The organism is Dyella mobilis (genome assembly GCF_016904945.1).
Classification (GTDB): domain Bacteria; phylum Pseudomonadota; class Gammaproteobacteria; order Xanthomonadales; family Rhodanobacteraceae; genus Dyella_B; species Dyella_B mobilis.
The window spans coordinates 965,681-985,053 of the sequence record NZ_JADIKF010000040.1 but is presented as its reverse complement, the minus strand read 5'-3'; the positions used below and the strand labels follow the sequence as shown (position 1 = coordinate 985,053).

Annotated in this window: 24 protein-coding genes; 16 read left to right on the top strand and 8 right to left on the bottom strand. The window is 62.6% G+C overall.

All coding sequences use genetic code 11. The features are described from left to right. The first annotated feature begins 50 nt into the window (after positions 1-50). Positions 51-281 carry a hypothetical protein gene (locus tag ISS99_RS20845; protein ID WP_204633525.1) on the top strand — a complete coding sequence of 77 codons (231 nt, stop codon included), beginning with the start codon at positions 51-53 and terminating at the stop codon, positions 279-281. Positions 282-351: 70 nt separating this feature from the next. Here the strand turns inward: ISS99_RS20845 and ISS99_RS20840 are convergent, their stop codons facing one another. From ISS99_RS20840 to asnS, 7 genes are read right to left on the bottom strand one after another with little or no spacing between them, the layout of a single operon-like run. Then, positions 352-777: a RidA family protein gene (locus ISS99_RS20840; RefSeq protein ID WP_204633524.1), complete on the bottom strand. Its 426-nt coding sequence runs from the start codon at positions 775-777 to the stop codon at positions 352-354. Then, the gene (gene can / locus ISS99_RS20835; RefSeq protein ID WP_204633523.1) at positions 774-1,442 is read right to left on the bottom strand and encodes a carbonate dehydratase; all 669 of its coding nucleotides are present in this window, start codon (positions 1,440-1,442) and stop codon (positions 774-776) included. Before can ends, ISS99_RS20840 begins: the two co-directional genes overlap by 4 nt. Before the next feature lie 10 nt (positions 1,443-1,452). Then, a complete protein-coding gene (locus ISS99_RS20830) occupies positions 1,453-2,904 on the bottom strand; it encodes an aldehyde dehydrogenase (RefSeq protein WP_204633522.1) in 1,452 nt (483 codons plus the stop codon). Between the two features lie 55 nt (positions 2,905-2,959). Continuing rightward, the gene (locus ISS99_RS20825) at positions 2,960-3,751 is read right to left on the bottom strand and encodes an SDR family oxidoreductase (RefSeq protein WP_204633521.1); all 792 of its coding nucleotides are present in this window, start codon (positions 3,749-3,751) and stop codon (positions 2,960-2,962) included. Positions 3,752-3,771: 20 nt separating this feature from the next. Further along, positions 3,772-4,101 carry a hypothetical protein gene (locus ISS99_RS20820; RefSeq protein WP_239538247.1) on the bottom strand — a complete coding sequence of 110 codons (330 nt, stop codon included), beginning with the start codon at positions 4,099-4,101 and terminating at the stop codon, positions 3,772-3,774. Further along, a complete protein-coding gene (locus ISS99_RS20815; protein ID WP_204633520.1) occupies positions 4,098-4,892 on the bottom strand; it encodes a MalM family protein in 795 nt (264 codons plus the stop codon). Before ISS99_RS20815 ends, ISS99_RS20820 begins: the two co-directional genes overlap by 4 nt. Positions 4,893-4,904: 12 nt before the next feature. Beyond that, on the bottom strand, positions 4,905-6,305 hold the full coding sequence (asnS, locus tag ISS99_RS20810; protein ID WP_204633519.1) for an asparagine--tRNA ligase: 1,401 nt from the start codon (positions 6,303-6,305) through the stop codon (positions 4,905-4,907). A gap of 131 nt (positions 6,306-6,436) precedes the next feature. On the opposite strand from asnS, the gene ISS99_RS20805 reads away from it, so the two are divergent. The 7 genes from ISS99_RS20805 to radA all read left to right on the top strand — a co-directional run bounded on the left by ISS99_RS20805 (position 6,437) and on the right by radA (position 12,579). Next, on the top strand, positions 6,437-6,763 hold the full coding sequence (locus tag ISS99_RS20805; RefSeq protein WP_204633518.1) for a HesB/IscA family protein: 327 nt from the start codon (positions 6,437-6,439) through the stop codon (positions 6,761-6,763). Positions 6,764-6,930: 167 nt separating this feature from the next. Beyond that, entirely contained in the window at positions 6,931-7,359 is a 429-nt protein-coding gene (gene rpsF, locus ISS99_RS20800) for a 30S ribosomal protein S6 (RefSeq protein ID WP_204633517.1), read from the top strand. Between the two features lie 16 nt (positions 7,360-7,375). After that, a complete protein-coding gene (gene rpsR / locus ISS99_RS20795; protein ID WP_074552179.1) occupies positions 7,376-7,606 on the top strand; it encodes a 30S ribosomal protein S18 in 231 nt (76 codons plus the stop codon). A gap of 132 nt (positions 7,607-7,738) precedes the next feature. Next, positions 7,739-8,191: a 50S ribosomal protein L9 gene (gene rplI / locus ISS99_RS20790; RefSeq protein ID WP_204633516.1), complete on the top strand. Its 453-nt coding sequence runs from the start codon at positions 7,739-7,741 to the stop codon at positions 8,189-8,191. 324 nt (positions 8,192-8,515) lie between these two features. Beyond that, positions 8,516-9,916, top strand: a complete 1,401-nt coding sequence (locus ISS99_RS20785) for a replicative DNA helicase (RefSeq protein ID WP_204633515.1) — start codon at positions 8,516-8,518, stop codon at positions 9,914-9,916. Between the two features lie 123 nt (positions 9,917-10,039). Next, entirely contained in the window at positions 10,040-11,128 is a 1,089-nt protein-coding gene (gene alr, locus ISS99_RS20780; RefSeq protein WP_204633514.1) for an alanine racemase, read from the top strand. 71 nt (positions 11,129-11,199) lie between these two features. Then, complete coding sequence (radA, locus tag ISS99_RS20775; RefSeq protein ID WP_204633513.1) at positions 11,200-12,579, top strand: DNA repair protein RadA; 1,380 nt, start codon at positions 11,200-11,202, stop codon at positions 12,577-12,579. A gap of 6 nt (positions 12,580-12,585) precedes the next feature. On the opposite strand, the gene ISS99_RS20770 is transcribed toward radA, so the two are convergent. Then, positions 12,586-13,395 carry a cytochrome C assembly family protein gene (locus ISS99_RS20770; protein WP_204633996.1) on the bottom strand — a complete coding sequence of 270 codons (810 nt, stop codon included), beginning with the start codon at positions 13,393-13,395 and terminating at the stop codon, positions 12,586-12,588. Between the two features lie 109 nt (positions 13,396-13,504). Between ISS99_RS20770 and ISS99_RS20765 the strand changes: the two genes are divergently transcribed. The 8 genes from ISS99_RS20765 to rplS all read left to right on the top strand — a co-directional run bounded on the left by ISS99_RS20765 (position 13,505) and on the right by rplS (position 19,312). After that, entirely contained in the window at positions 13,505-13,792 is a 288-nt protein-coding gene (locus tag ISS99_RS20765) for an autorepressor SdpR family transcription factor (RefSeq protein WP_204633512.1), read from the top strand. Beyond that, positions 13,789-14,433, top strand: a complete 645-nt coding sequence (locus ISS99_RS20760; RefSeq protein WP_204633511.1) for an SdpI family protein — start codon at positions 13,789-13,791, stop codon at positions 14,431-14,433. The genes ISS99_RS20765 and ISS99_RS20760 overlap by 4 nt, the downstream gene beginning before the upstream one ends. A gap of 18 nt (positions 14,434-14,451) precedes the next feature. Further along, entirely contained in the window at positions 14,452-15,780 is a 1,329-nt protein-coding gene (locus ISS99_RS20755) for an alpha/beta hydrolase family protein (RefSeq protein WP_204633510.1), read from the top strand. A 57-nt stretch (positions 15,781-15,837) separates the two neighbouring features. Then, positions 15,838-17,220 (top strand): signal recognition particle protein, encoded by a 1,383-nt coding sequence (ffh, locus tag ISS99_RS20750; RefSeq protein WP_204633509.1) that lies wholly within the window; start codon positions 15,838-15,840, stop codon positions 17,218-17,220. A 129-nt stretch (positions 17,221-17,349) separates the two neighbouring features. Next, positions 17,350-17,604 (top strand): 30S ribosomal protein S16, encoded by a 255-nt coding sequence (rpsP, locus tag ISS99_RS20745; RefSeq protein WP_204633508.1) that lies wholly within the window; start codon positions 17,350-17,352, stop codon positions 17,602-17,604. Between the two features lie 2 nt (positions 17,605-17,606). Beyond that, positions 17,607-18,122 carry a ribosome maturation factor RimM gene (gene rimM / locus ISS99_RS20740; RefSeq protein WP_204633507.1) on the top strand — a complete coding sequence of 172 codons (516 nt, stop codon included), beginning with the start codon at positions 17,607-17,609 and terminating at the stop codon, positions 18,120-18,122. 14 nt (positions 18,123-18,136) lie between these two features. After that, positions 18,137-18,922, top strand: coding sequence for a tRNA (guanosine(37)-N1)-methyltransferase TrmD (trmD, locus tag ISS99_RS20735; RefSeq protein WP_204633506.1), 786 nt, complete (start codon positions 18,137-18,139; stop codon positions 18,920-18,922). Positions 18,923-18,940: 18 nt separating this feature from the next. After that, on the top strand, positions 18,941-19,312 hold the full coding sequence (gene rplS, locus ISS99_RS20730) for a 50S ribosomal protein L19 (protein WP_204633505.1): 372 nt from the start codon (positions 18,941-18,943) through the stop codon (positions 19,310-19,312). Positions 19,313-19,373 lie beyond the last annotated feature (61 nt).

Sequence of the window (19,373 nt, the reverse complement as noted above, 5' to 3'; positions counted from 1 at the left end):
GCCGGGTTCCGGCCGGGTCCGTGGCAATCAAAATCTCGAGGCTCATGATCATGATGCGTAAACTTGCGATCGCTTCTCTGCTCGTTGCAGGTGTGGCCCTCTCCGGTTCGGTGTTTGCCCAGGAGACGTCCTCGGCTGCTCCGGCCGCTGCTTCGTCCAGCACGGCCGCTCCCGCCAAGCACCACAAGGCGGCGAAGTCGACCACCAGCCACAAGCACACCAAGAAAGCGAAGTCTGACAGCAGCGCTCCGGCCTCCAGCAGCACGGCTGCCGGGAAGTAATCGCTTTAAGCAATACGGTTCGGTATACCGAGAAACCCCGGCTGGCCCTGTCAGCCGGGGTTTTTAATTTTCAGCCGCCGGACGGCAGTGCCGCGATGCATTTGAGCTCGATCGCGATCGGCGTGGGCAGCGCGGTGATGCCGAGCGTGGTGCGGCACGCATCGACCCCTTTGAAATGGTCGGCATACAGGCGGTTGTAAACAGGAAAATCGTGCGTCATGTCGGTAAGGAACACGGTGACGTCGACCAGGTGCTCCCATTTTGCGCCGCTGGCTTCAAGCACGGCGCGCACATTGGCAAACACCTGCCGGCATTGCTGCTCGATGTCGTAGCCGATCAGTTTTCCGCCGCTGTCGTAGACATTCCCTGGGATGTCGTTGCTACCAGGTCGGCGCGGACCGACGCCGGAAAGGAACAGCAAGTTTCCCACGCGCCGCGCATGCGGATAGGCGCCGACCGGTGCGGGTGCACTGTCGGTGCGCACCACGTCGCTCATCGCGGCTCACCCGCGCGGCGCATCAGATCCTGCAGGGCCTGCTCGTAGCTCGGGCGCAGCGATTCGCGCGAATCCACGTGCATCCCCAGGTCGTGCATGTGTCCGTTGGACAGGCTGTAGCACCATGCGTGGACGGAGAGTTTTTGGCCGCGCTCCCATGCTTCCATCACGATCGTGGTGGCGCAGACATTCATGACTTGCTCAATGGCATTGAGCTCGCACAGGCGCGTGTTGCGCAATGGCGCGGAGCTGAGCGAATGGAGCATGTCCGAGTGCTTTTGCGCCACGTCGGCAACGTGGCGCAGCCAGTTGTCGACCAGGCCCAGGCGCCGCTCGTCCAGCACGGCTTGCACGCCGCCACAGCCGTAATGTCCCACCACGATGATGTGCTCGACCTTCAGCACATCCACCGCAAACTGCATGGCGCTGAGGCAATTGAGATCGCTGTGCGAGACCACGTTGGCGACGTTGCGCTGCACGAAGATCTCGCCGGGCGGCAGGTCCACGATCTGCGTGGCGGGTACCCGCGAATCGGAGCACCCTATCCACAGATACTTCGGCGATTGCTGCTGGGCCAGCCGTTCGAAGAAATGCTGGTCGGACTGTGTGACGGCGGCCGACCAGCGGCGGTTGCTGTCGATCAGGTGCTGCAAGGGGCTGCTCAAGGCGGTTTCCTCAGTAGCGAATACAAATGTTGCGAGGTTCGGTGAAGAAGCGCAAAGCTTCGGTGCCGCCTTCGCGGCCGACTCCGGATTGTTTGCTGCCGCCGAACGGCGTGCGCAGGTCGCGCAGCAGCCAGCAATTGATCCACACGATGCCAAATTCCAGTTGTGCACCCATGCGGTGTGCGCGTGAAAGATCTGCAGTCCACAGCGATGCGGCCAGGCCGTAGCCGGTGCCATTGGCCAGGGCGATCGCTTCGTCTTCGTCTTCGAAGGGGATCAGCGTGACCACCGGGCCAAAAATTTCCTGCTGGTTGGTGGCGGCATCGTTGCCCAGGCCGTCGATCACGGTGGGGGCGACGAACCAGCCGTTTGCACAGCGCCCTGGCGGCGACAGCGCCTGTCCGCCGATGAGGATGTTGCCGCCCTCGCTGCGTGCCTGCGCGATGCAGCTCATCACTTTGTCGAAATGCTCGCGCGATACCAGGGCACCGAGATTGCTGGAAGCGTCCTGCGGATCGCCCACGCGCAACGCCTTGACGCGCGCCAGATAGCGCTCGCGGAAAGTCTCGTAGATAGAGCGCTGCACCAGCAGGCGTGAGCCGCAGAGACATATCTCGCCCTGGTTGGCGAAGCCGGAGCGAACGATGGTGTCGAGATTCTGCTCGGAGAGATCGGCATCGGCAAAGACGATCGCAGGGTTCTTGCCGCCCAGTTCCAGCGAGATTTTCTTGAACTGCGGTGCCGCCGTGGCGGCAATGCCGGCGCCGGTGCGGGTGCTGCCGGTGAACGATATCGCCTTGATCGCGGGATGCTCGACGATGGCCTGGCCGGTGGTCGGGCCGCGGCCCTGCACGATGTTCAACACGCCGGGCGGGAAGCCTGCCTCGATGCTCAGCTCGCCTAGCAGTGCCGCCGTGCAGGGCGTGATCTCGGAAGGCTTGGCTACCACGGTGTTGCCGCTTGCCAGTGCGGGAGCAATCTTCCAGGTAAACAGATACAGCGGTAGATTCCACGGACTGATGCAGCCGACCACGCCCAGCGGATGGCGCAAGGTGTAGTTGATCGCGCCCGTTTCCATCGCGTGCGATTCACTCTCCCAGGCGATGATCGCCGCCGCGAAGAAGCGCAGGTTCGACACGGCGCGAGGGATGTCCAGGCGCTTGGCCAGTGCCACGGGCTTGCCGCTGTCGCGCGATTCCAGCGCGGCGAACTCGTCAAGCCTTGCTTCGATCAGGTCGGCAAGGCGATGCAGCAGGCGGGAGCGATCTTCGGAGGGCGTTGCGGCCCATCCTGCTGCGGCTTTGCGGGCGGCTTGCACGGCGTCGTCGACGTCGCTGGCGGAGGAATCGGGACATTGCGCGAAAATCGCGCCGGTGGCGGGCTCGTAAACATCGAGCCAGCGATCGTCCCGCGGCGCCTGCAGGCGACCGTCAATGAGATTGGCGAGGCGTGTGCTTGGCATTTGTACAAGCTTAAAACTTGTACAGGGCGATTGCACCGGACGCGTGCGTATCGGCTTAGCTCAGCGCCTTGGTGCGTCCACCGTCCACCGCAATGCTGACGCCATTGACGTAGGCCGCGGCCGGGGTGCACAAGAAGGCAATCACCGCGGCCACCTCGCCCGGTTCACCGAACCGGCGCGCCGGCACTGCGGCCGCCATGTCCTTTGCCAGATCCTCTTCGCTGCGGCCGCTCTTCTGCGACTGTGCCGTCAGCAACCCATCGAGTCGGGCGGTGCGGGTGTAACCCGGCAGCACGTTGTTGACGGTGATGCCATCGGCGGCGAGTTCCCCCGACAACGTCTTGGCCCAGGCGGCGACGGCGGCACGAATGGTGTTGGAGACGCCCAGCCCGGGAATGGGCTCTTTCACCGATGTGGAGATCACATTGACCAGTCGGCCGAATTGGCTGGCGCGCATACCCGGAAGCACGGTCTGCAACAGCACTTGTCCGGCGATCAAGTGCTGGCGGAACGTGCTTTCGAATGCCGCCGGCTCCGCGCTGTGTGCCGGGCCGCCGGGCGGGCCGCCGGTGTTGTTGATCAGGATGTGCACAGGGTGCGCGGCGACGATTTCGGCAGCAATGGCTTGCAGGCTGCCGGTGTCTTGCATGTCGACGCTGCGCCAGTCGTGCCGCTGTGCTGGATGCTTGAGCGGCAAGCTTTCGGCGACTGCCTTGAGTTGATCGGCCGAGCGTGCGAGCAAAGTCACGTCGGCACCAAGTTCGGCCAACTCCGTGGCGGTGGCGCGGCCGATCCCTTGGGATGCGCCGCAGACGAGCGCGTGCCGGCCGATCAGATTCAGATCCATGGGAGCTCCTTGGAACGCGCTCAGGCGCGGCTATGCCATTGCAGTGCAAGCGCGGCGACCCAGCAGCCCCAGGCCAGCCATTGGCTGTAGCGCCAGGCGCGCCACAGTCGTGTGAGGGACGCGTTGCCGATGGCTACGATGGCCGGGGAGCGCAGCACCTGTTGCATGCGCAGCCACAGTCGTGGCCCACGGGCTGCGCGATTGCCGTCTCCCGTGTCCACGATCACCTGCCAATGATGCGGGTAGTCCTCGCGCAGGCGCTTGGCAATGCGAAAGGGCAGGGCCGCATGCGCGATGAAGCAGATGAGGCCGATCAACAGCAGCCCGATGTAGATCGCCAATGAAATCAAAGGCTGCTCCAGCTCAAATGAGTGGGTATGTCTTTACCCAGGGTATGCAATACCCCGTCGCCCGCAGGAGCTTTTCCGCATACCGCCTTGTTGACGGCCTGGGAATACGACTTGTCCATCATGCCGACCCAGACAGTGCCGTCCGGACCATGCTTGATCTTGTAGCTGCCGCCGGTAGTGGTGGTGGCGGGCGTCGTGCTGCTGGCGGTGGAAAACGTGCTGGCAGATTGTTCCCAGTAGGTATCGTCGGTTTGTTGCTTGCCGGAGCTGTACACCACCACGTAGCTCGCGCGCTTGTCGGTCACGGTGACACTGCCGAACGCACCGCTGTCGCTGTTGCTCCAGCCCATGTATTCGCACAGCTTGACATCCTGGGTGTCGATCGGCTGGAAGGCATCGTTGAGCTGCACCACCGTGGGCGCGAACAAATAGCTGCCGCTGCCGACCGAGCGGCCGGTGAGTTCGGATTTCAGCGCGATCTTGTAGGGAAGCTTGGCATCCGCCGGCAACTTGAAGGCGATGAAATAACTGTGCACGCCGTTGATGGCCGCCACCTGGCTGCCGGTGCCGAGCACGAATTGCTGCGGTGTCCAGGGCAGCTGATTCTGGTAGGAAAAATCGGCAAAGCTGGTGCAGCACGGCGTGGCGTCATCCAGCGCTTTCCTGGCGTCCGCCAACGTCCTGGGCGGTGGACTGTCCGGCAGGATGCTGGGCAAGCTGGGCAGCTTGACGCTGTGGCAGGCGGCAAGCAGCAGGAAGACGGCGAAGGTGGGGAGCAGTCGGAAACGCATAGGCAATCTGAATTAGAACTCGGCACTCCCTGCCGCACGGGGATAGGGGATGGCATCGCGGATGTTCTGCAATCCGCAGACATACACCAGCAGGCGCTCGAAGCCGAGGCCGAAGCCGGCGTGGGGCACGGTGCCGTAGCGGCGCAGGTCACGGTACCAGCCGTAGGTGGCAGTATCGAGACCGAACTGGGCCATGCGGCGGTCGAGGTAGTCCAGGCGTTCCTCGCGCTGGGCGCCGCCGATGATTTCGCCGATGCCCGGCGCCAACACGTCCATCGCGGCGACGGTTTTGCCGTCGTCGTTGAGGCGCATGTAGAACGCCTTGATCTGTTCGGGGTAGTTCATCACCACCACCGGGCGGCCGACGTGTTTCTCGGCCAGGTAGCGCTCGTGCTCGGTTTGCAGATCGATGCCCCAGGCCACCGGGAATTCGAAATGATGGCCGGATTTCTTCAGGATCTCGACGGCCTCGGTGTAGTTGATGCGCTCGAACGGCTTGGCGATGAAGTTTTCCAGGCGCGTGATCGCTTCGGGCAGCACGCGCTCGGCAAAGAAGGCCATGTCGTCGGCGCGTTCTTCCAGCACTGCTTTGAAGATCGCCTTGAGGAAGGCTTCGGCGCAATCGGCGTTGTCGTTGAGATCGGCGAAGGCGATTTCCGGCTCCACCATCCAAAACTCGGCCAGATGGCGCGGCGTGTTGGAGTTTTCGGCGCGGAAGGTCGGGCCGAAGGTGTAGACCTTGCTCATCGCCAGGCAGTAAGCCTCGACGTTGAGCTGGCCGGACACGGTGAGGAAAGCCTCGCGGCCGAAGAAATCCTTGCGGAAATCGATCTTGCCCTTCTCGTCGCGCGGCAGGTTGGCCAGGTCCAGCGTGGACAGGCGGAACATGTCGCCCGCACCCTCGGCATCCGAGGTGGTGATGATGGGCGTGTTGATCCAGAAGAAGCCCTGTTCGGTCAAGTGGCGGTGGATCGCCATCATCATCGTGTGGCGCACGCGCGTCACGGCGCCGAACAGGTTGGTGCGCGGGCGCAAGTGGGCGACCTCGCGCAGGAATTCCATCGAGTGTTGCTTGGGTTGGATCGGGTAGGTTTCCGGGTCGTCGACCATGCCGGTCACTGCTACGCTGTCTGCCTGCAGTTCGAACGCCTGCCCCTTGCCCTGCGAGGGCACCAGGGTGCCGGTGACGATCACGCCGGCGCCGGCGGTGAGGTGCTTCACCTCGGTCTCATAGTTGCCCACGGTGGCGGGCACCACGGCCTGGATCGGATCGAAACAGGAGCCGTCGCTGATATTGACGAATGACAGGCCAGCCTTGGAGTCGCGCCGGGTGCGTACCCAGCCGCGTACTGTCACTGTGCTGCCGGCCTCGAGCTTGCCGGAAAGAGCCTGTTTGACGCTGACCACCGTCATGGATTGAAACTCCTGGGGATTGCGCCCATGTGTTAAGGGAGTGAAGGCAAGCGGGCATGATAATGTAGGCCTTGCCCGCACTGCGACATGCAGTCCATGCCAAAAGTGCCGAAAGACTAATAAACGCCGTTATGACGATTTCGATTACTCCCTCTGCCAATCAGCGCATGCGCCAGTTCCTTGCGCAGTCGCCTGCCGCTGCTGGCGTCCGTTTCGGTGTGAAGCGAACCGGTTGTTCGGGTTTTGCCTACGTGGTGGACCTCGCCGATACGGCGAGCGCCGACGACCAGACCTTCCAGATCGACGGCGTGCCGGTCATCGTCGATACCAAGAGCCTGCCGCTGGTCGATGGCACCGTGATCGACTTTCAGCGCCAGGGCCTCAACGCCACTTTCGTCTTTCGCAACCCCAATGCCACGGGGGAGTGCGGCTGCGGCGAAAGTTTCACGGTCGGCTGAGCCCGTCCGGGCATCCCTATCTAATTCAGCGACTTGCGCCGACAGGCTCGCCCCGCTTACAATTCCGCTTCTGTCCGTGCCAAACAGGCCTGGGCAGTCCCTTGCCTCACCGCATCGGCGGGAGGCTGTCTGGCCCGTAAGGGCCACATCCACAAGGAGTTTCTCCGATGACCTTGCGTCATTACGAAGTAGTGTTCCTGGTCCACCCTGACCAGAGCGAGCAGGTTCCGGCGATGATCGAGCGCTACAAGGCGCTGATCACGGCCGATGGCGGCCAGATCCACCGCCTGGAAGATTGGGGCCGCCGCCAGTTGGCCTACCCGATCGTGAACCTTGCCAAGGCTCACTACGTTCTGCTCAACATCGAAGTGAGCCAGAACGTGCTGAACGAACTGGAGTCGGGTTTCCGCTTCAACGACGCCGTGCTGCGTCACCTGGTGATCAAGCGCGACGAGGCCGATACCGATCAGTCCTTCATCCTGAAGAGCAAGGAAAAGGACGATGCGAAGTCTTCGCGCCGCCGTGACGACGACGCCGAGGGCGACGACCGCCGCGTGGGTCGCGCTGACAGCGACGACGCCGATATCGAAGACTGATTAGGAGCCCAGACCCATGTCCAAGTTCTTCCGCCGCCGCAAGTTCTGCCGCTTCACGGCCGAAAACGTCAAAGAGATCGACTACAAGGATCTCAACACGCTGCGCCAGTACATCACTGAGAACGGCAAGATCGTTCCCAGCCGCATCACCGGCACCAAGGCTCGTTACCAGCGCCAGCTGGCCACGGCCATCAAGCGCGCTCGCTTCCTGGCGCTGTTGCCGTACACCGACAACCACGACGTTTGATCGCGTGGGTCCGGCTCCGTCAAGGACCGGACGTGCTTCAGCCCTCCTGCTCCGGCGGGAGGGTCAACACTTCGGACAACCGTCCACGGCTGCACCGGGCCACACCGGTGCTAACGAATTGAGGATTGACCCATGGAACTGATTCTTCTCGAAAACGTGCGCAACCTCGGCAAGCTTGGCGACAAGGTCAAGGTGAAGCCGGGCTACGGCCGCAACTACCTGCTGCCGCAGGGCAAGGCTGTGCGCGTCAATGCCGAAAACCTGGCCGCGTTTGAAGCCCGCCGCGCCGAATACGAAGCCAAGGCCAACAAGCTGCTGGTCGACGCCGACTCCCGCAAGGCCAAGCTGGCCGACGTGACGGTAACCATCTCCGCCAACGCCAGCCCCGAAGGCAAGCTGTACGGCTCGGTCGGTCCGCGCGAGATCGCCGAAGCGCTGCAGGCTGCCGGTCACGACATCCACAAGGGTGAAGTGATCCAGGGTGAAGGCCCGATCCGCCACATCGGTGAATTCGAAGTGGTGATCAGCCTGCACGCCGACGTGCAGGGCTCGGTCAAGGTGATCGTGGTCGGCGAGAAGGCCTGAGAGCCGTAAATCGGGAGTAGGGGGCCAGGAGTCGCAAGAGCCTGGTTCCCGCGCCGCTCGATCCATTCATTTCTTCAGGCTTTACGTTTGAATAAATGGGCGCCAGAGGCGCCCATTTGTTTTTGCCGGGAATGCGCCGGCAGGTTGGGTGCAAGAGGCTTTGTCGATTTTCGACTCCCCGTTCTCGGCTCCCGGCTTTATCCCCAAGCTTCCACAAGATATCCACAGACTTATTGTCTCGTCCCTTGAGACCGCCCCGCGTATGCTCGCAGTTTGTGCCTGCCTACACGGTTTTATGCACCTTCCTTGCAACAGGGAATGTCCATGTCCTTCGCGCCCGAACGCAAATCCGGCAATAACAACAACAGCGCCATCGAGGCCTTGCGGGTTCCTCCGCATTCCATAGATGCAGAGCAGGCCGTATTGGGCGGCCTGATGCTGGCCGCCGATGCGCTGGACAAGGTCGCCGACAAACTCACCGAACAGGATTTCTACCGCCGGGACCACCGGCTGATCTGGCGCGCCATCACCGAACTGGCCAACAAGGGCATGCCCTGCGATGCGGTGACGTTGGGCGACTGGTTCGAGGCCAATGACCTGGCCGAGATGGTGGGCGGTGCCGGCTATCTGGTCGAGCTCGCCAACACGACGCCGAGCGCGGCGAACATCGCTGCCTATGCGGACATCGTGCGCGAGAAGTCGGTGTTGCGGCAGTTGATCGACGCCGGCACGGCGATTACCGAAGACGGCTTCCGCCCCGAAGGCAAATCGGTGCATGAAGTGCTGGAAACGGCCGAGCAGCGCGTATTCCACATTGCCGAGTCGGGCGCACGCGGCAAGAAAGATACCGTGTCGATGCGCGAAGCAGTGAAGGACGCCTTTCGCATCCTGCACGAGCGCTACCAGAATCGCGGCCAGCTTACGGGCATCTCCACCGGCTTCACCGACCTGGACAATCTCACATCCGGTTTGCAGCCCTCGGATCTGATCATCGTCGCGGCGCGTCCGTCGATGGGCAAGACCGCTTTTTCGGTCAATATCGCCGAAGCCTGTGCGTTGCGTACGAAGAAGCCGGTAGCGATCTTTTCGATGGAAATGTCCGCCTCGCAGCTGGCGTTTCGTTTGATTTCTTCGGTGGGTCGCATCCATCAGCAGCATCTGCGCAATGGCGACCTGGCCGAAGAAGACTGGCCGCGCGTGACCAACGCGATTGCCCTGTTGTCGGAAGCCAAGATCTTCATCGACGACACGCCGGGCCTTTCGCCGGTGGAACTGCGCTCGCGCTCGCGCCGCATTGCGCGCGAACACGGCGGACTCGGCCTGATTGTGATCGACTACCTGCAGCTGATGCAGGTGCCGGGCAACAAGGAAAACCGCGCTACGGAAATTTCGGAAATCTCGCGTTCGTTGAAGGGTCTGGCCAAGGAACTCAACGTGCCGGTGATTGCGCTGTCGCAGTTGAACCGCTCCTTGGAACAGCGTGCCGACAAGCGCCCGATGATGTCGGACCTGCGCGAATCGGGCGCTATCGAGCAGGACGCGGACGTGATCATGTTCATCTACCGCGACGATTACTACAACAAGGAATCGCCGGACAAAGGTCTGGCCGAAATCATCATCGGCAAGCAGCGTAACGGCCCGACGGACACGGTGAAGCTGACCTTCCTGGGGCATTACACCAAGTTCGAGAACTATAGTCCGGATAACTATACCGGGCACTTCTAAGGGCGCTGCCCGCGCTTTGCCATCTCGCTGCCCTGATCCGCAGACCGCCAGCCGTTACTCTATGCGCCAGCGGTCGGGTGTTTTGGTACGCCCGAAACGCAGTTTTCGATCGAGCCAGGAACCATGAGCCGCACCACTGTCGCCACCATCCACCTGGGCGCGTTGCGCCACAATCTGGAACGCATCCGCGAAATGGCGGCGCCTGCCCAGGTCATGGCGGTGGTCAAGGCGGATGCCTATGGACATGGCCTGGAGCGTGTCGCGCGCGCACTGGATGGTGCCGCCGATGCCTTTGCGGTGGCCTCCCTGGGTGACGGCCTGCGCTTGCGTGCGGCGGGACATCGGCAACGCATCGTGGTCCTGTCGGGGCCTGATCAGGCTGGCGACATCGCCGAGATGCAGCGACTCGGTCTTGATGCGGCGATCCATCACGAAAGCCAGCTTCGCTGGCTTTCGGAGGCTTCGCCAACGCGTGGGCGCTTGCGCGTGTGGCTGAAGGTCGATAGCGGCATGCATCGCCTTGGCTTTGCGCCGGAGCGCGCGGCTGCGGTACACGCGCAATTGTCGACCATGACCGGCATCGATCCGGATATCGGCCTGATGACGCACTTCGCCGAATCCGAGGTTTTCGATGGCGAGCGTACGCGCGAGCAGATTGAGCGCTTTCGCAAGGCCACGATGGGCTTGTCGGGCCCGCGCTCGCTCTCCAATTCTGCGGCCGTACTGGGATGGCCGGACGCACGTGGCGACTGGGTCCGTACCGGTGGCCTGCTGTACGGGTTGTCCGTGGTCGAAGGCAAAAGCGGCGCAGATTTCGGTTTCCGCGCGGCCATGACCCTGTCCACGCGCCTGATCGCCATCAATACCATCAAGCGCGGCGAACGTATCGGCTACAACGGCTTGTGGGAATGTCCCGAGGACATGCCCGTGGGCGTCGCGGCAGTGGGTTATGGCGACGGCTATCCACGCAGTGCGGCGGCCGGTACGCCGGTGCTGGTGGGTGGTCAGCGCGTGTCCCTGGTTGGGCGCGTATCGATGGATCTCATCACGTTGGATCTGCGCGAGGCGCCGCAGGCAAAAGTCGGCGATCGCGTGGTGTTGTGGGGGCCTGAATTGCCGGCGGAAGTGGTTGCGGCCCAGGCCGGCACGATCAGCTACGATCTTACTTGCGGCATGACCCGTCGCGTTCTGTTTGTCGAAGACGACCAGTGATGCGTTGCATCTCGCGGCTTGCGACTCGCGCGAGCTAAGCTCGCATCGTCTATTTCACACGTATACACATCATGGCCAAAGCCAAGACCGCCTACGTCTGTACCGATTGCGGTGCCGAGCACTCCAAATGGCAGGGCCAGTGCGTGGAATGCGGTGTGTGGAACACGCTTTCCGAATTCGTGGTGCAGTCGGCGCAGAAGTCCGTCGCAGCGGCGCGGCAAAGCGGTTACGCCGGCGCCGCGAACAGCATTCCGCGCGTAACGCCGTTGACTGAGGTGCTGGTCACCGCCGAATCGCGCACGCTGACCGGCATTGGCGAGCTCGATCGCGTTCTGGGCGGTGGCTTGGTCGATGGGTCCGTGGTCTTGATCGGCGGCGACCCCGGTATCGGCAAATCCACCCTGCTGTTGCAGATGCTGGGCACGCTGGGCGAAAAACTTCCCAGCGTATACGTCACGGGCGAGGAATCCCTGGCCCAGGTGGCGGCGCGTGCGCAGCGTCTCGATCTCTCGTTGCAACCGCTGCATGCACTGGCGGAGACGGGTATCGAGCGGATTCTCGAGCAGGTTGCGGCCACGCGGCCGAGGGTGCTGGTGATCGATTCCATCCAGACCATCTGGACCGAGCTGCTCACCGCGGCCCCCGGTTCGGTCAGTCAGGTGCGCGAATCGGCGGCCAAGTTGACGCGCTTCGCAAAGGAATCCGGCACCTCGGTCTTCCTCGTGGGCCACGTCACCAAGGAAGGAGGTATTGCAGGCCCTCGCGTGCTCGAGCACATGGTCGATGCCGTGCTGTACTTCGAGGGCGAATCCGGCAGCCGCTTCCGCGTGCTGCGTGCGTTCAAGAACCGCTTTGGCGCGGTCAACGAGCTCGGGGTCTTTGCGATGTCCGAGAAGGGCCTGCGCGAAGTGCCCAATCCCTCGGCGATTTTCCTGTCGGCGCACAGCGGTCCCACCTCGGGCAGTGCCGTGATGGTTACGCGCGAGGGTACGCGTCCTTTGCTGGTGGAGGTGCAGGCGCTGGTGGATCAATCCTCGCTGGGCAATCCGCGTCGCGTCGCACTGGGGTTGGAGCAGAACCGACTCGCCATGTTGTTGGCGGTATTGCATCGCCACGGCGGCGTCGCGGCCTATGACCAGGATGTTTTCGTCAACGTCGTGGGCGGCATTCGTGTGCAGGAGACGGCAGCCGATTTGCCCGTATTGCTCGCCGTGCTGTCCTCCTTGCGCGATCGACCGCTGCCGGAAAAGACCATTGCTTTTGGCGAGGTGGGCCTTTCCGGAGAAATTCGTCCGGTGCCCAACGGTGAAGAGCGCATGAAGGAGGCGGCTCATCACGGCTTTCAGCGGGCTATCGTGCCCAAGGCCAACGCGCCGAAGAAGGGGCGCGTCGGCGAGATGGAAGTCATTGGCGTGGAGCGGCTCGCCCAGGCGATTGATGCTTGCCGCTGAGGCAGGTCAATCGACCGCGCGATGCAGGATTACTTCAAGCACGAACTTCGAGCCGAAGAAGGCCAGCGCCAGCACGCCCATGCCGATCAGGGTGAGATTCACCGCGCTGCGTCCGCGCCAGCCATGTTTCCAGCGGCCGTAGAGCAGGGCGCCGAACACCAGCCAGGCGATGATCGACAGCACCGTCTTGTGCACCAGGTGTTGGCCGAAGAGATTGTCAACGAACAGGATGCCGGTAAGCAGGGTGAGCGTGAGCAGCACGAAGCCCGCGCCGATCAATCGAAACAGCAGCGATTCGGTCAGCGTCAGCGGGGGCAATGCGCTCAGCCATGCCCCTAATTGGCGATGACGCAGGGCGCGATCCTGCACGGCCAGCAGGATCGCCATGGCTGCAGCGATCGAGAGCACGCCAAAGGCCAGCAGTGCGACGGTAACGTGCAGTTTGATGTGCCAATCCATCGATTCCGGTGCGGTAGGCGGCGCCAGGAAGCTGTCCACCCACAGCAGCAAGGCGCTCAGCGGAAAGGCAATGACGCCAAGTGCAGACACTGGCCGGCTGAGGTTTACTAGCAGGGTGAGTGCCGATACCACGCAGGCCACCAGCGAGAGCGCGGCGAAGAAATGCAGATCCAGTGCGCCGCGATGCATGGCCAACAGATTACCGGCATGCGCCAGCACGGCCAGTGTGGCGATGGCCAAGGCCGGGCGCGTGTAGCGCGCGGGTACCGCCACCGAGCCGCCCAGCAGCGGCCGCGCCAGCAGCAGGCTGGCGAGCAGGTAGCAGGCGATGGCGAAGATGGACAGGGCGGCTGGCATGTCTTGCAAGTGTGGCACAGGGCGTGCGAGGCGTGAACGCGGCAAATCGAGGCACTTGCAATATTTAGATATTTATCTAATTATCTAGTCATCGAACCGATGGTCGCCCATGAAACAGCAAGCCGTCTTCCGTGCCCTGGCTGACCCGACCCGCCGCGCGATCCTCAAGCGGCTGCAGGGCGGGGCGTTGAGTGCGGGTGAGATCGGAGAGGCCTTCGATATCACCGGCGCATCGCTGTCACATCATTTTGCCGTGCTCAAGCAGGCCGATCTGGTGCGTACCGAGCGGCGGGGCCAATACATCGTCTATTCCTTGAACACCACCGTGATGGAAGACTTTGCACGGATGATGCTCGATCTGATCCCGGCCGCCGGGGGGCGTGGAGGCAAGCGATGAAACCTGCAAGCAGTCTCTTTTTATCCGTACTTTTCCTGCTGATACTGCTGGCTGCTTTTGCATGGCTGCGTGCGCAGATGCCGGCACTGGTTGCGGTGCACTGGAACGCCCACGGGCAGATCGATGGCTATGCCAGTCCAATCAAGGCCGTCGCCGTTCCCATGATTGTCATGGCATCGCTTGCGCTGCTTACCATCGTGTTGCCGTCCATCTCGCCGCGAGGCTTCGAAATCACCCCGTTCTTGCCGGTGTTTGTCACCATCATGCTGGCGGCGCAGGCATTTGTGCTGGTTACCGCGCTGGGTATTCTGCTGAATGCGGCAGGACATCCTGCAGGAAGGCTCGTGGTTCCGCTGCTGCCGATGGGCCTGCTATTGATGTTCGTTGGCAATTACATGGGCAAATTGCGCAAGAATTTTTTTGCGGGGATACGTACGCCGTGGACCATTGCCAGCGATGAAGTGTGGGAGCGTACCCATCGCTTTGCCGGGTGGGTATTCATGCTTGCGGGGATCATCGTGGTCGTTGCCAGCCTCGTGAACGCACCTGTCTTGCTTTCGGTATCGGTAGTGGTAGTGGCTGCGTTTATTCCCGCTGTCTATTCGTACTTGGTTTATCGGCGCGTAGAGCGCCATCACTAAGCGTACCTAGGAGGCTTTATGAATACCTGCGCGCTGAGCGTGCTGGTCGGGCTGCTGTGTCTCGCGTTTACCCTGTCCAGTCGAGCGGAATCAACCGACGCGTGCCGTGCCCGTGGCCAAGCAGCGCTTGCTGCATGGACGCAAGGCAATGAAGCGGACGCGATCAAAAACTTTGCGCCGGACACCGCAGCACAAGTAACACCGGAGAAGCTGAAGGCCGCTTGGGCCTCGCTGCAGGGCGTGGCGGGAGCCTTGCAAAAGCTTGGTCAGCTGCAGTCGCGAGCCGTCGGTGGTCACCCGATGCTCGTTGCGAGGATGGATTTCGCCAAGCTCTCGTTTGCGACGCTGGTTGACTGCGATGCGCAAGATCGCATCACCACGTTTCGGATCGTGCCAATGAGTGTGCTGGGCGATACCTCGCCGTTGACGAGCGCGGGAGTCGAGCATGCCGTGCAGGTGGCTTCGCCATTTGGCCCCTTGCCAGGTACCCTGGTCGTTCCGGAGGGGCGCGGCCCGTTCCCGGCCGTTCTGCTCGTGGTTGGCTCCGGTGCGCTCGATCGCGACGAGACCATCGGTCCCAACAAGCCTTTTCGGGATCTGGCAGAAGGGCTGGCGGCCGCGGGCATCGCCTCGCTGCGTTACGACAAGCGCTCGCACGTTTACGGCGAGCAAATGTCCGGCAAAAACATCACAGTCGATGAGTCGGTGACCGATGATGCGGTGGCCGGGCTGCAGTTGCTGGCAAAGCAGGCTTCCATCGATCCGGCGCGTCTGTTTGTCCTGGGGCACAGCCTGGGCGCCGCGATGGCGCCGCGTATCGCTCAGCGCGATCCTCAGGTAAACGGCATCGTCTTGCTGGCTGCGCCGGCAAAATTGACGCTGGATACGGTCATTCGGCAGATGCGCTACCTGGGTCCCTTGCAGGGAGCTTCGCCGGAGCAGATGGACAAGCTGTTGGCGCCGGTCATCCAGGCGCGAGATGCAGTGGCTCACGCCGATCCGTCGCACCCTCCCCAGGGCCAGGTGCTCAACGGGCCGCTAAGTTTCTGGTTGAGCCTGCGCGATTACGATCCGATTGCCACGGCCAAGGGGCTGTCCAAGCCGATACTGGTGTTGCAAGGCGGCGACGATTATCAGGTACTTCCGCAGCAGGATTTCTCTCAGTGGCAGGACGCCTTTGCGCACGATTCTCGCGCAAAGCTGATTCAGTATCCGGGATTGAGTCATTTGTTCATGCCTGGAGGCACGCCGCCTAGCCCCGCCGATTACATGAAACCCGGCCAGGTGGATGCACAGGTCATCCGCGACATCGTCAACTGGATCGAGGCTCAGCCCAGGCACTCCTGAGAAAACGGGCGTCTGGTATATTTGTCAATCCGCTCAGCCTTTTCCGATCCTATCGCCATGTTCGAGTCGCTCAGCCAACGCCTGTCCGCCACCGTCAACCGCCTGCGCGGCCGCGGTCGCCTGACCGAGGAAAACATCCGCGAAAGCTTGCGCGAGGTGCGCATTGCCCTGCTGGAGGCCGACGTGGCCCTGCCGGTGGTGCAGGCGCTGGTCGAGCGCGTGAAGGTGCGCGCGGTCGGCCAGGAAGTGCTCAAGAGCCTGTCGCCCGGCCAGGCGCTGGTGAAGGTGGTCAGCGATGAGCTGACCGCCGTGATGGGCACCGCCAACAGCGAGCTCAATCTTGCCCAGCAGCCGCCGGCTGTGGTGCTCATGGCCGGCCTGCAAGGTGCCGGTAAAACCACCACCGTGGCCAAGCTGGCGCGCTTCCTCACCGAGCGAAAGAAAAAGCGCGTGATGGTGGTGAGCTGCGACGTGTACCGTCCGGCCGCCATCGAGCAGCTGCGGACGCTGGCCGATCAGGTAGGCGTGAGGTTCTTCCCGTCGGAAGCCGGCCAGAACCCGGTGGATATCGCCAAGGCGGCGATTTCCGCAGCACGCAAGGAAGTGATGGACGTGCTGCTGATCGACACCGCCGGCCGTCTGCACGTCGACGAAGCGATGATGGCGGAGATCAAGGCGCTGCACGCCGCGGTCACGCCGATCGAAACGCTGTTCGTGGTCGACTCGATGACCGGCCAGGACGCCGCCAACACGGCCAAGGCCTTCAGCGAGGCGCTGCCGCTCACCGGCGTGGTGCTGACCAAGACCGATGGCGATGCGCGCGGTGGCGCGGCCCTTTCGGTGCGCTATGTCACCGGCCGCCCGATCAAGTTCCTTGGCGCCGGCGAAAAGACCGATGCGCTGGAGCCGTTCCACCCCGATCGCGTGGCACAGCGCATTCTCGGCATGGGCGACGTGCTGTCGCTGGTCGAGGAGGTGGAGCGCAAGGTCGACCAGGAAAAAGCGCAGAAGCTCGCCACCAAGGTGATGAAGGGCAAGCGCTTCGACTTGAACGACATGCGCGATCAGCTCGAGCAGATGACCAACATGGGAGGCCTCGCCGGCCTGATGGACAAGCTGCCGGGCGTTTCGAACCTGCCTGAAAATGTGAAGTCCAAGGTCAACGACGGCGAAATCAAGCGCATGGTCGCCATCATCAGTTCGATGACCAAGAAAGAGCGCCGCCATCCGGATCTGCTCAACGGCTCGCGCCGCGCTCGCGTGGCCAAGGGCTCGGGCACTCAGCCGGCCGACGTGAACCGTCTGTTGAAGCAGTACATGCAGATGGAAAAAATGATGTCCAAGCTCTCCAAGGGTGGCAGCAAGGGCCTGTTGCGCCAGATGCGCGGTGCCATGAAGGGCATGGGCGGCATGGGTGGCGGCTTACCGCCGATGCGCTGAGCGGGGCCTGCTGACTGAAGGACGGGGTAACCCCTTCCTTTTTCCACAAATTTCATTAAAATGTCGCGTTTACCGCGTCCGTCCCAGGGCGCGTTTGCCGGGCATGCCGGCAACTCTGGAGCTTTTACTATGGTTAAGATTCGTCTTTCGCGCGGCGGCGCCAAGGGCCGTCCGTTCTACCACGTCGTCGTGACCGACTCGCGCAGTGCGCGTGATGGCCGCAACATCGAAAACGTGGGTTTCTACAACCCGGTCGCCTCGGGCAAGGACAAGCGCCTTGAGCTGAACGTTGTGCGCGTTCAGGAATGGGTGTCCAAGGGTGCCCAGCTGAGCGACAAGGTCGCCGCCCTGGTGAAGGAAGCCGGCAAGCAGCAGGCTGCCTGAGCATGACGGCAGCCGGTCGGCGCGTCCTGGTTGGACGCATCGTCGGGTTGTACGGCGTACAGGGCTGGCTCAAGGTTGAATCCTGGACCGAGCCCCGCACGCAGATCTTCAAGTACCTGCCCTGGCTGCTTTCATCGGCACCGGGTCAGGAAACGGAGGTCAACGGTGTCAAGGGTCACCCTCAGGGCAAGGGCCTCGTGGCCAAATTGCCTGAGGTGGACGATCGGGATGCCGCAGCCGCTTTGGTCGGGCAGGACATCTACGTCCCCCGCGAGCAGTTGCCGCCTCCTGGCAAGGATGAATATTACTGGGTCGATCTCGAGGGTCTCGAGGTCGTCACCACCGAAGGTGTAGCGTTGGGGCGGGTCAGTCACCTGTTCGCCACCGGCGCCAACGATGTGGTGGTGGTAAGGGACGGCGAGCGCGAGCGGCTGGTTCCTTTCGTCCAGGGTGTTTACGTGCGTTCGGTGGATATTTCCGGTGGACGCATGGTGGTGGACTGGGATCCTGAATTCTGAAGATTGAGGGTCCGATGCGCATCGATGTCGTCACGCTGTTTCCCGACTTCATGCGCCAGTGTGCCGCCGTCGGTGTAGTAGGGCGCGCGCAGCAGCGCGAGCTGTTGCAGGTGGAAACCTGGAACCCGCGCGATTACGCCACCGATAATTACCGTACCGTGGATGGCCGCACCTGCGGCGGCGGCCCCGGCATGGTGATGCTGATTGAGCCTTTGCGTTCAGCTCTCAAGGCAGTACGCGAGGCGGCACCGGATCCGGTGCATGTGATTTATCTCAGCCCGCAAGGAGCGCGGCTGACGCAGGGCAGGGTGGAGGCGCTGGCAAAATTGCCGCGCATCGCCTTGCTTTGTGGACGTTACGAAGGTGTGGACGAGCGTCTGCTGGCGCACGAGGTCGACGAAGAGCTTTCTATCGGCGATTATGTGCTGTCCGGTGGCGAGCTGGGTGCCGCGGTGATCATTGATGCCGTGGGCCGCCTGCAGGATGGTGCGCTGAACGATGCGCAATCGGCCGAGCAGGATTCGTTCTCGAACGGCTTGCTCGATTGCCCGCACTATGCAAAACCGGTGCACGATGCACTCGGCGACGTACCGGACGTATTGCTCTCCGGCGATCACGCGGCCATTCGCCGTTGGCGCCTGAAGCAATCACTGGGACGGACCTGGTTGCGACGTCCCGATTTATTGGCGCAGCGCGCGCTGGATAAGGAGTCCCGTGCGCTGTTGGATGAATTCCGCCGTGAACATGCCCAGTGGCAGGCGCGGCAAAACGATGCGGTCAATGAAGACCGCAATCATTGAGAAAAGACAGGTGTTGCCATGAACAAGATCATCGAACAGTTCGAAGCCGAGCAGATCACCCGCCAGCTGCCGGAGTTCGGCCCTGGCGACACCGTGATCGTCAACGTCAAGGTGAAGGAAGGTAACCGCGAACGCGTCCAGGCGTTCGAAGGTGTCGTCATCGCCAAGCGCAGCCGCGGCTTGCATTCCGCTTTCACCGTGCGCAAGATCTCGCACGGCACCGGCGTGGAGCGCGTGTTCCAGGCACACAGCCCGAGCATCGAGTCGGTGACGGTGAAGCGCAAGGGCAAAGTGCGCGGCGCCAAGCTGTACTACCTGCGCGGCCTGGAAGGCAAGGCTGCCCGCATCAAGGAAGACATCGCCGCTTCCTCTTCCTCGTCGGCCGACTAATCTCGGTTCGCTTGGTACAAAAAAAGCCCGCGGAGCAATCCGCGGGCTTTTTTGTTTGCCC

Excerpts from the sequence above, each read along its gene's own strand:
- ISS99_RS20845 (WP_204633525.1), top strand. The coding sequence starts at position 51 with ATGATGCGTAAACTTGCGATCGCTTCTCTGCTCGTTGCAGGTGTGGCC.
- ISS99_RS20840 (WP_204633524.1), bottom strand. The coding sequence starts at position 777 with ATGAGCGACGTGGTGCGCACCGACAGTGCACCCGCACCGGTCGGCGCC.
- ISS99_RS20830 (WP_204633522.1), bottom strand. The coding sequence starts at position 2,904 with ATGCCAAGCACACGCCTCGCCAATCTCATTGACGGTCGCCTGCAGGCG.
- ISS99_RS20825 (WP_204633521.1), bottom strand. The coding sequence starts at position 3,751 with ATGGATCTGAATCTGATCGGCCGGCACGCGCTCGTCTGCGGCGCATCC.
- ISS99_RS20815 (WP_204633520.1), bottom strand. The coding sequence starts at position 4,892 with ATGCGTTTCCGACTGCTCCCCACCTTCGCCGTCTTCCTGCTGCTTGCC.
- asnS (WP_204633519.1), bottom strand. The coding sequence starts at position 6,305 with ATGACGGTGGTCAGCGTCAAACAGGCTCTTTCCGGCAAGCTCGAGGCC.
- ISS99_RS20805 (WP_204633518.1), top strand. The coding sequence starts at position 6,437 with ATGACGATTTCGATTACTCCCTCTGCCAATCAGCGCATGCGCCAGTTC.
- rpsF (WP_204633517.1), top strand. The coding sequence starts at position 6,931 with ATGACCTTGCGTCATTACGAAGTAGTGTTCCTGGTCCACCCTGACCAG.
- rpsR (WP_074552179.1), top strand. The coding sequence starts at position 7,376 with ATGTCCAAGTTCTTCCGCCGCCGCAAGTTCTGCCGCTTCACGGCCGAA.
- rplI (WP_204633516.1), top strand. The coding sequence starts at position 7,739 with ATGGAACTGATTCTTCTCGAAAACGTGCGCAACCTCGGCAAGCTTGGC.
- ISS99_RS20785 (WP_204633515.1), top strand. The coding sequence starts at position 8,516 with ATGTCCTTCGCGCCCGAACGCAAATCCGGCAATAACAACAACAGCGCC.
- alr (WP_204633514.1), top strand. The coding sequence starts at position 10,040 with ATGAGCCGCACCACTGTCGCCACCATCCACCTGGGCGCGTTGCGCCAC.
- radA (WP_204633513.1), top strand. The coding sequence starts at position 11,200 with ATGGCCAAAGCCAAGACCGCCTACGTCTGTACCGATTGCGGTGCCGAG.
- ISS99_RS20770 (WP_204633996.1), bottom strand. The coding sequence starts at position 13,395 with ATGCCAGCCGCCCTGTCCATCTTCGCCATCGCCTGCTACCTGCTCGCC.
- ISS99_RS20765 (WP_204633512.1), top strand. The coding sequence starts at position 13,505 with ATGAAACAGCAAGCCGTCTTCCGTGCCCTGGCTGACCCGACCCGCCGC.
- ISS99_RS20760 (WP_204633511.1), top strand. The coding sequence starts at position 13,789 with ATGAAACCTGCAAGCAGTCTCTTTTTATCCGTACTTTTCCTGCTGATA.
- ISS99_RS20755 (WP_204633510.1), top strand. The coding sequence starts at position 14,452 with ATGAATACCTGCGCGCTGAGCGTGCTGGTCGGGCTGCTGTGTCTCGCG.
- ffh (WP_204633509.1), top strand. The coding sequence starts at position 15,838 with ATGTTCGAGTCGCTCAGCCAACGCCTGTCCGCCACCGTCAACCGCCTG.
- rpsP (WP_204633508.1), top strand. The coding sequence starts at position 17,350 with ATGGTTAAGATTCGTCTTTCGCGCGGCGGCGCCAAGGGCCGTCCGTTC.
- rimM (WP_204633507.1), top strand. The coding sequence starts at position 17,607 with ATGACGGCAGCCGGTCGGCGCGTCCTGGTTGGACGCATCGTCGGGTTG.
- trmD (WP_204633506.1), top strand. The coding sequence starts at position 18,137 with ATGCGCATCGATGTCGTCACGCTGTTTCCCGACTTCATGCGCCAGTGT.
- rplS (WP_204633505.1), top strand. The coding sequence starts at position 18,941 with ATGAACAAGATCATCGAACAGTTCGAAGCCGAGCAGATCACCCGCCAG.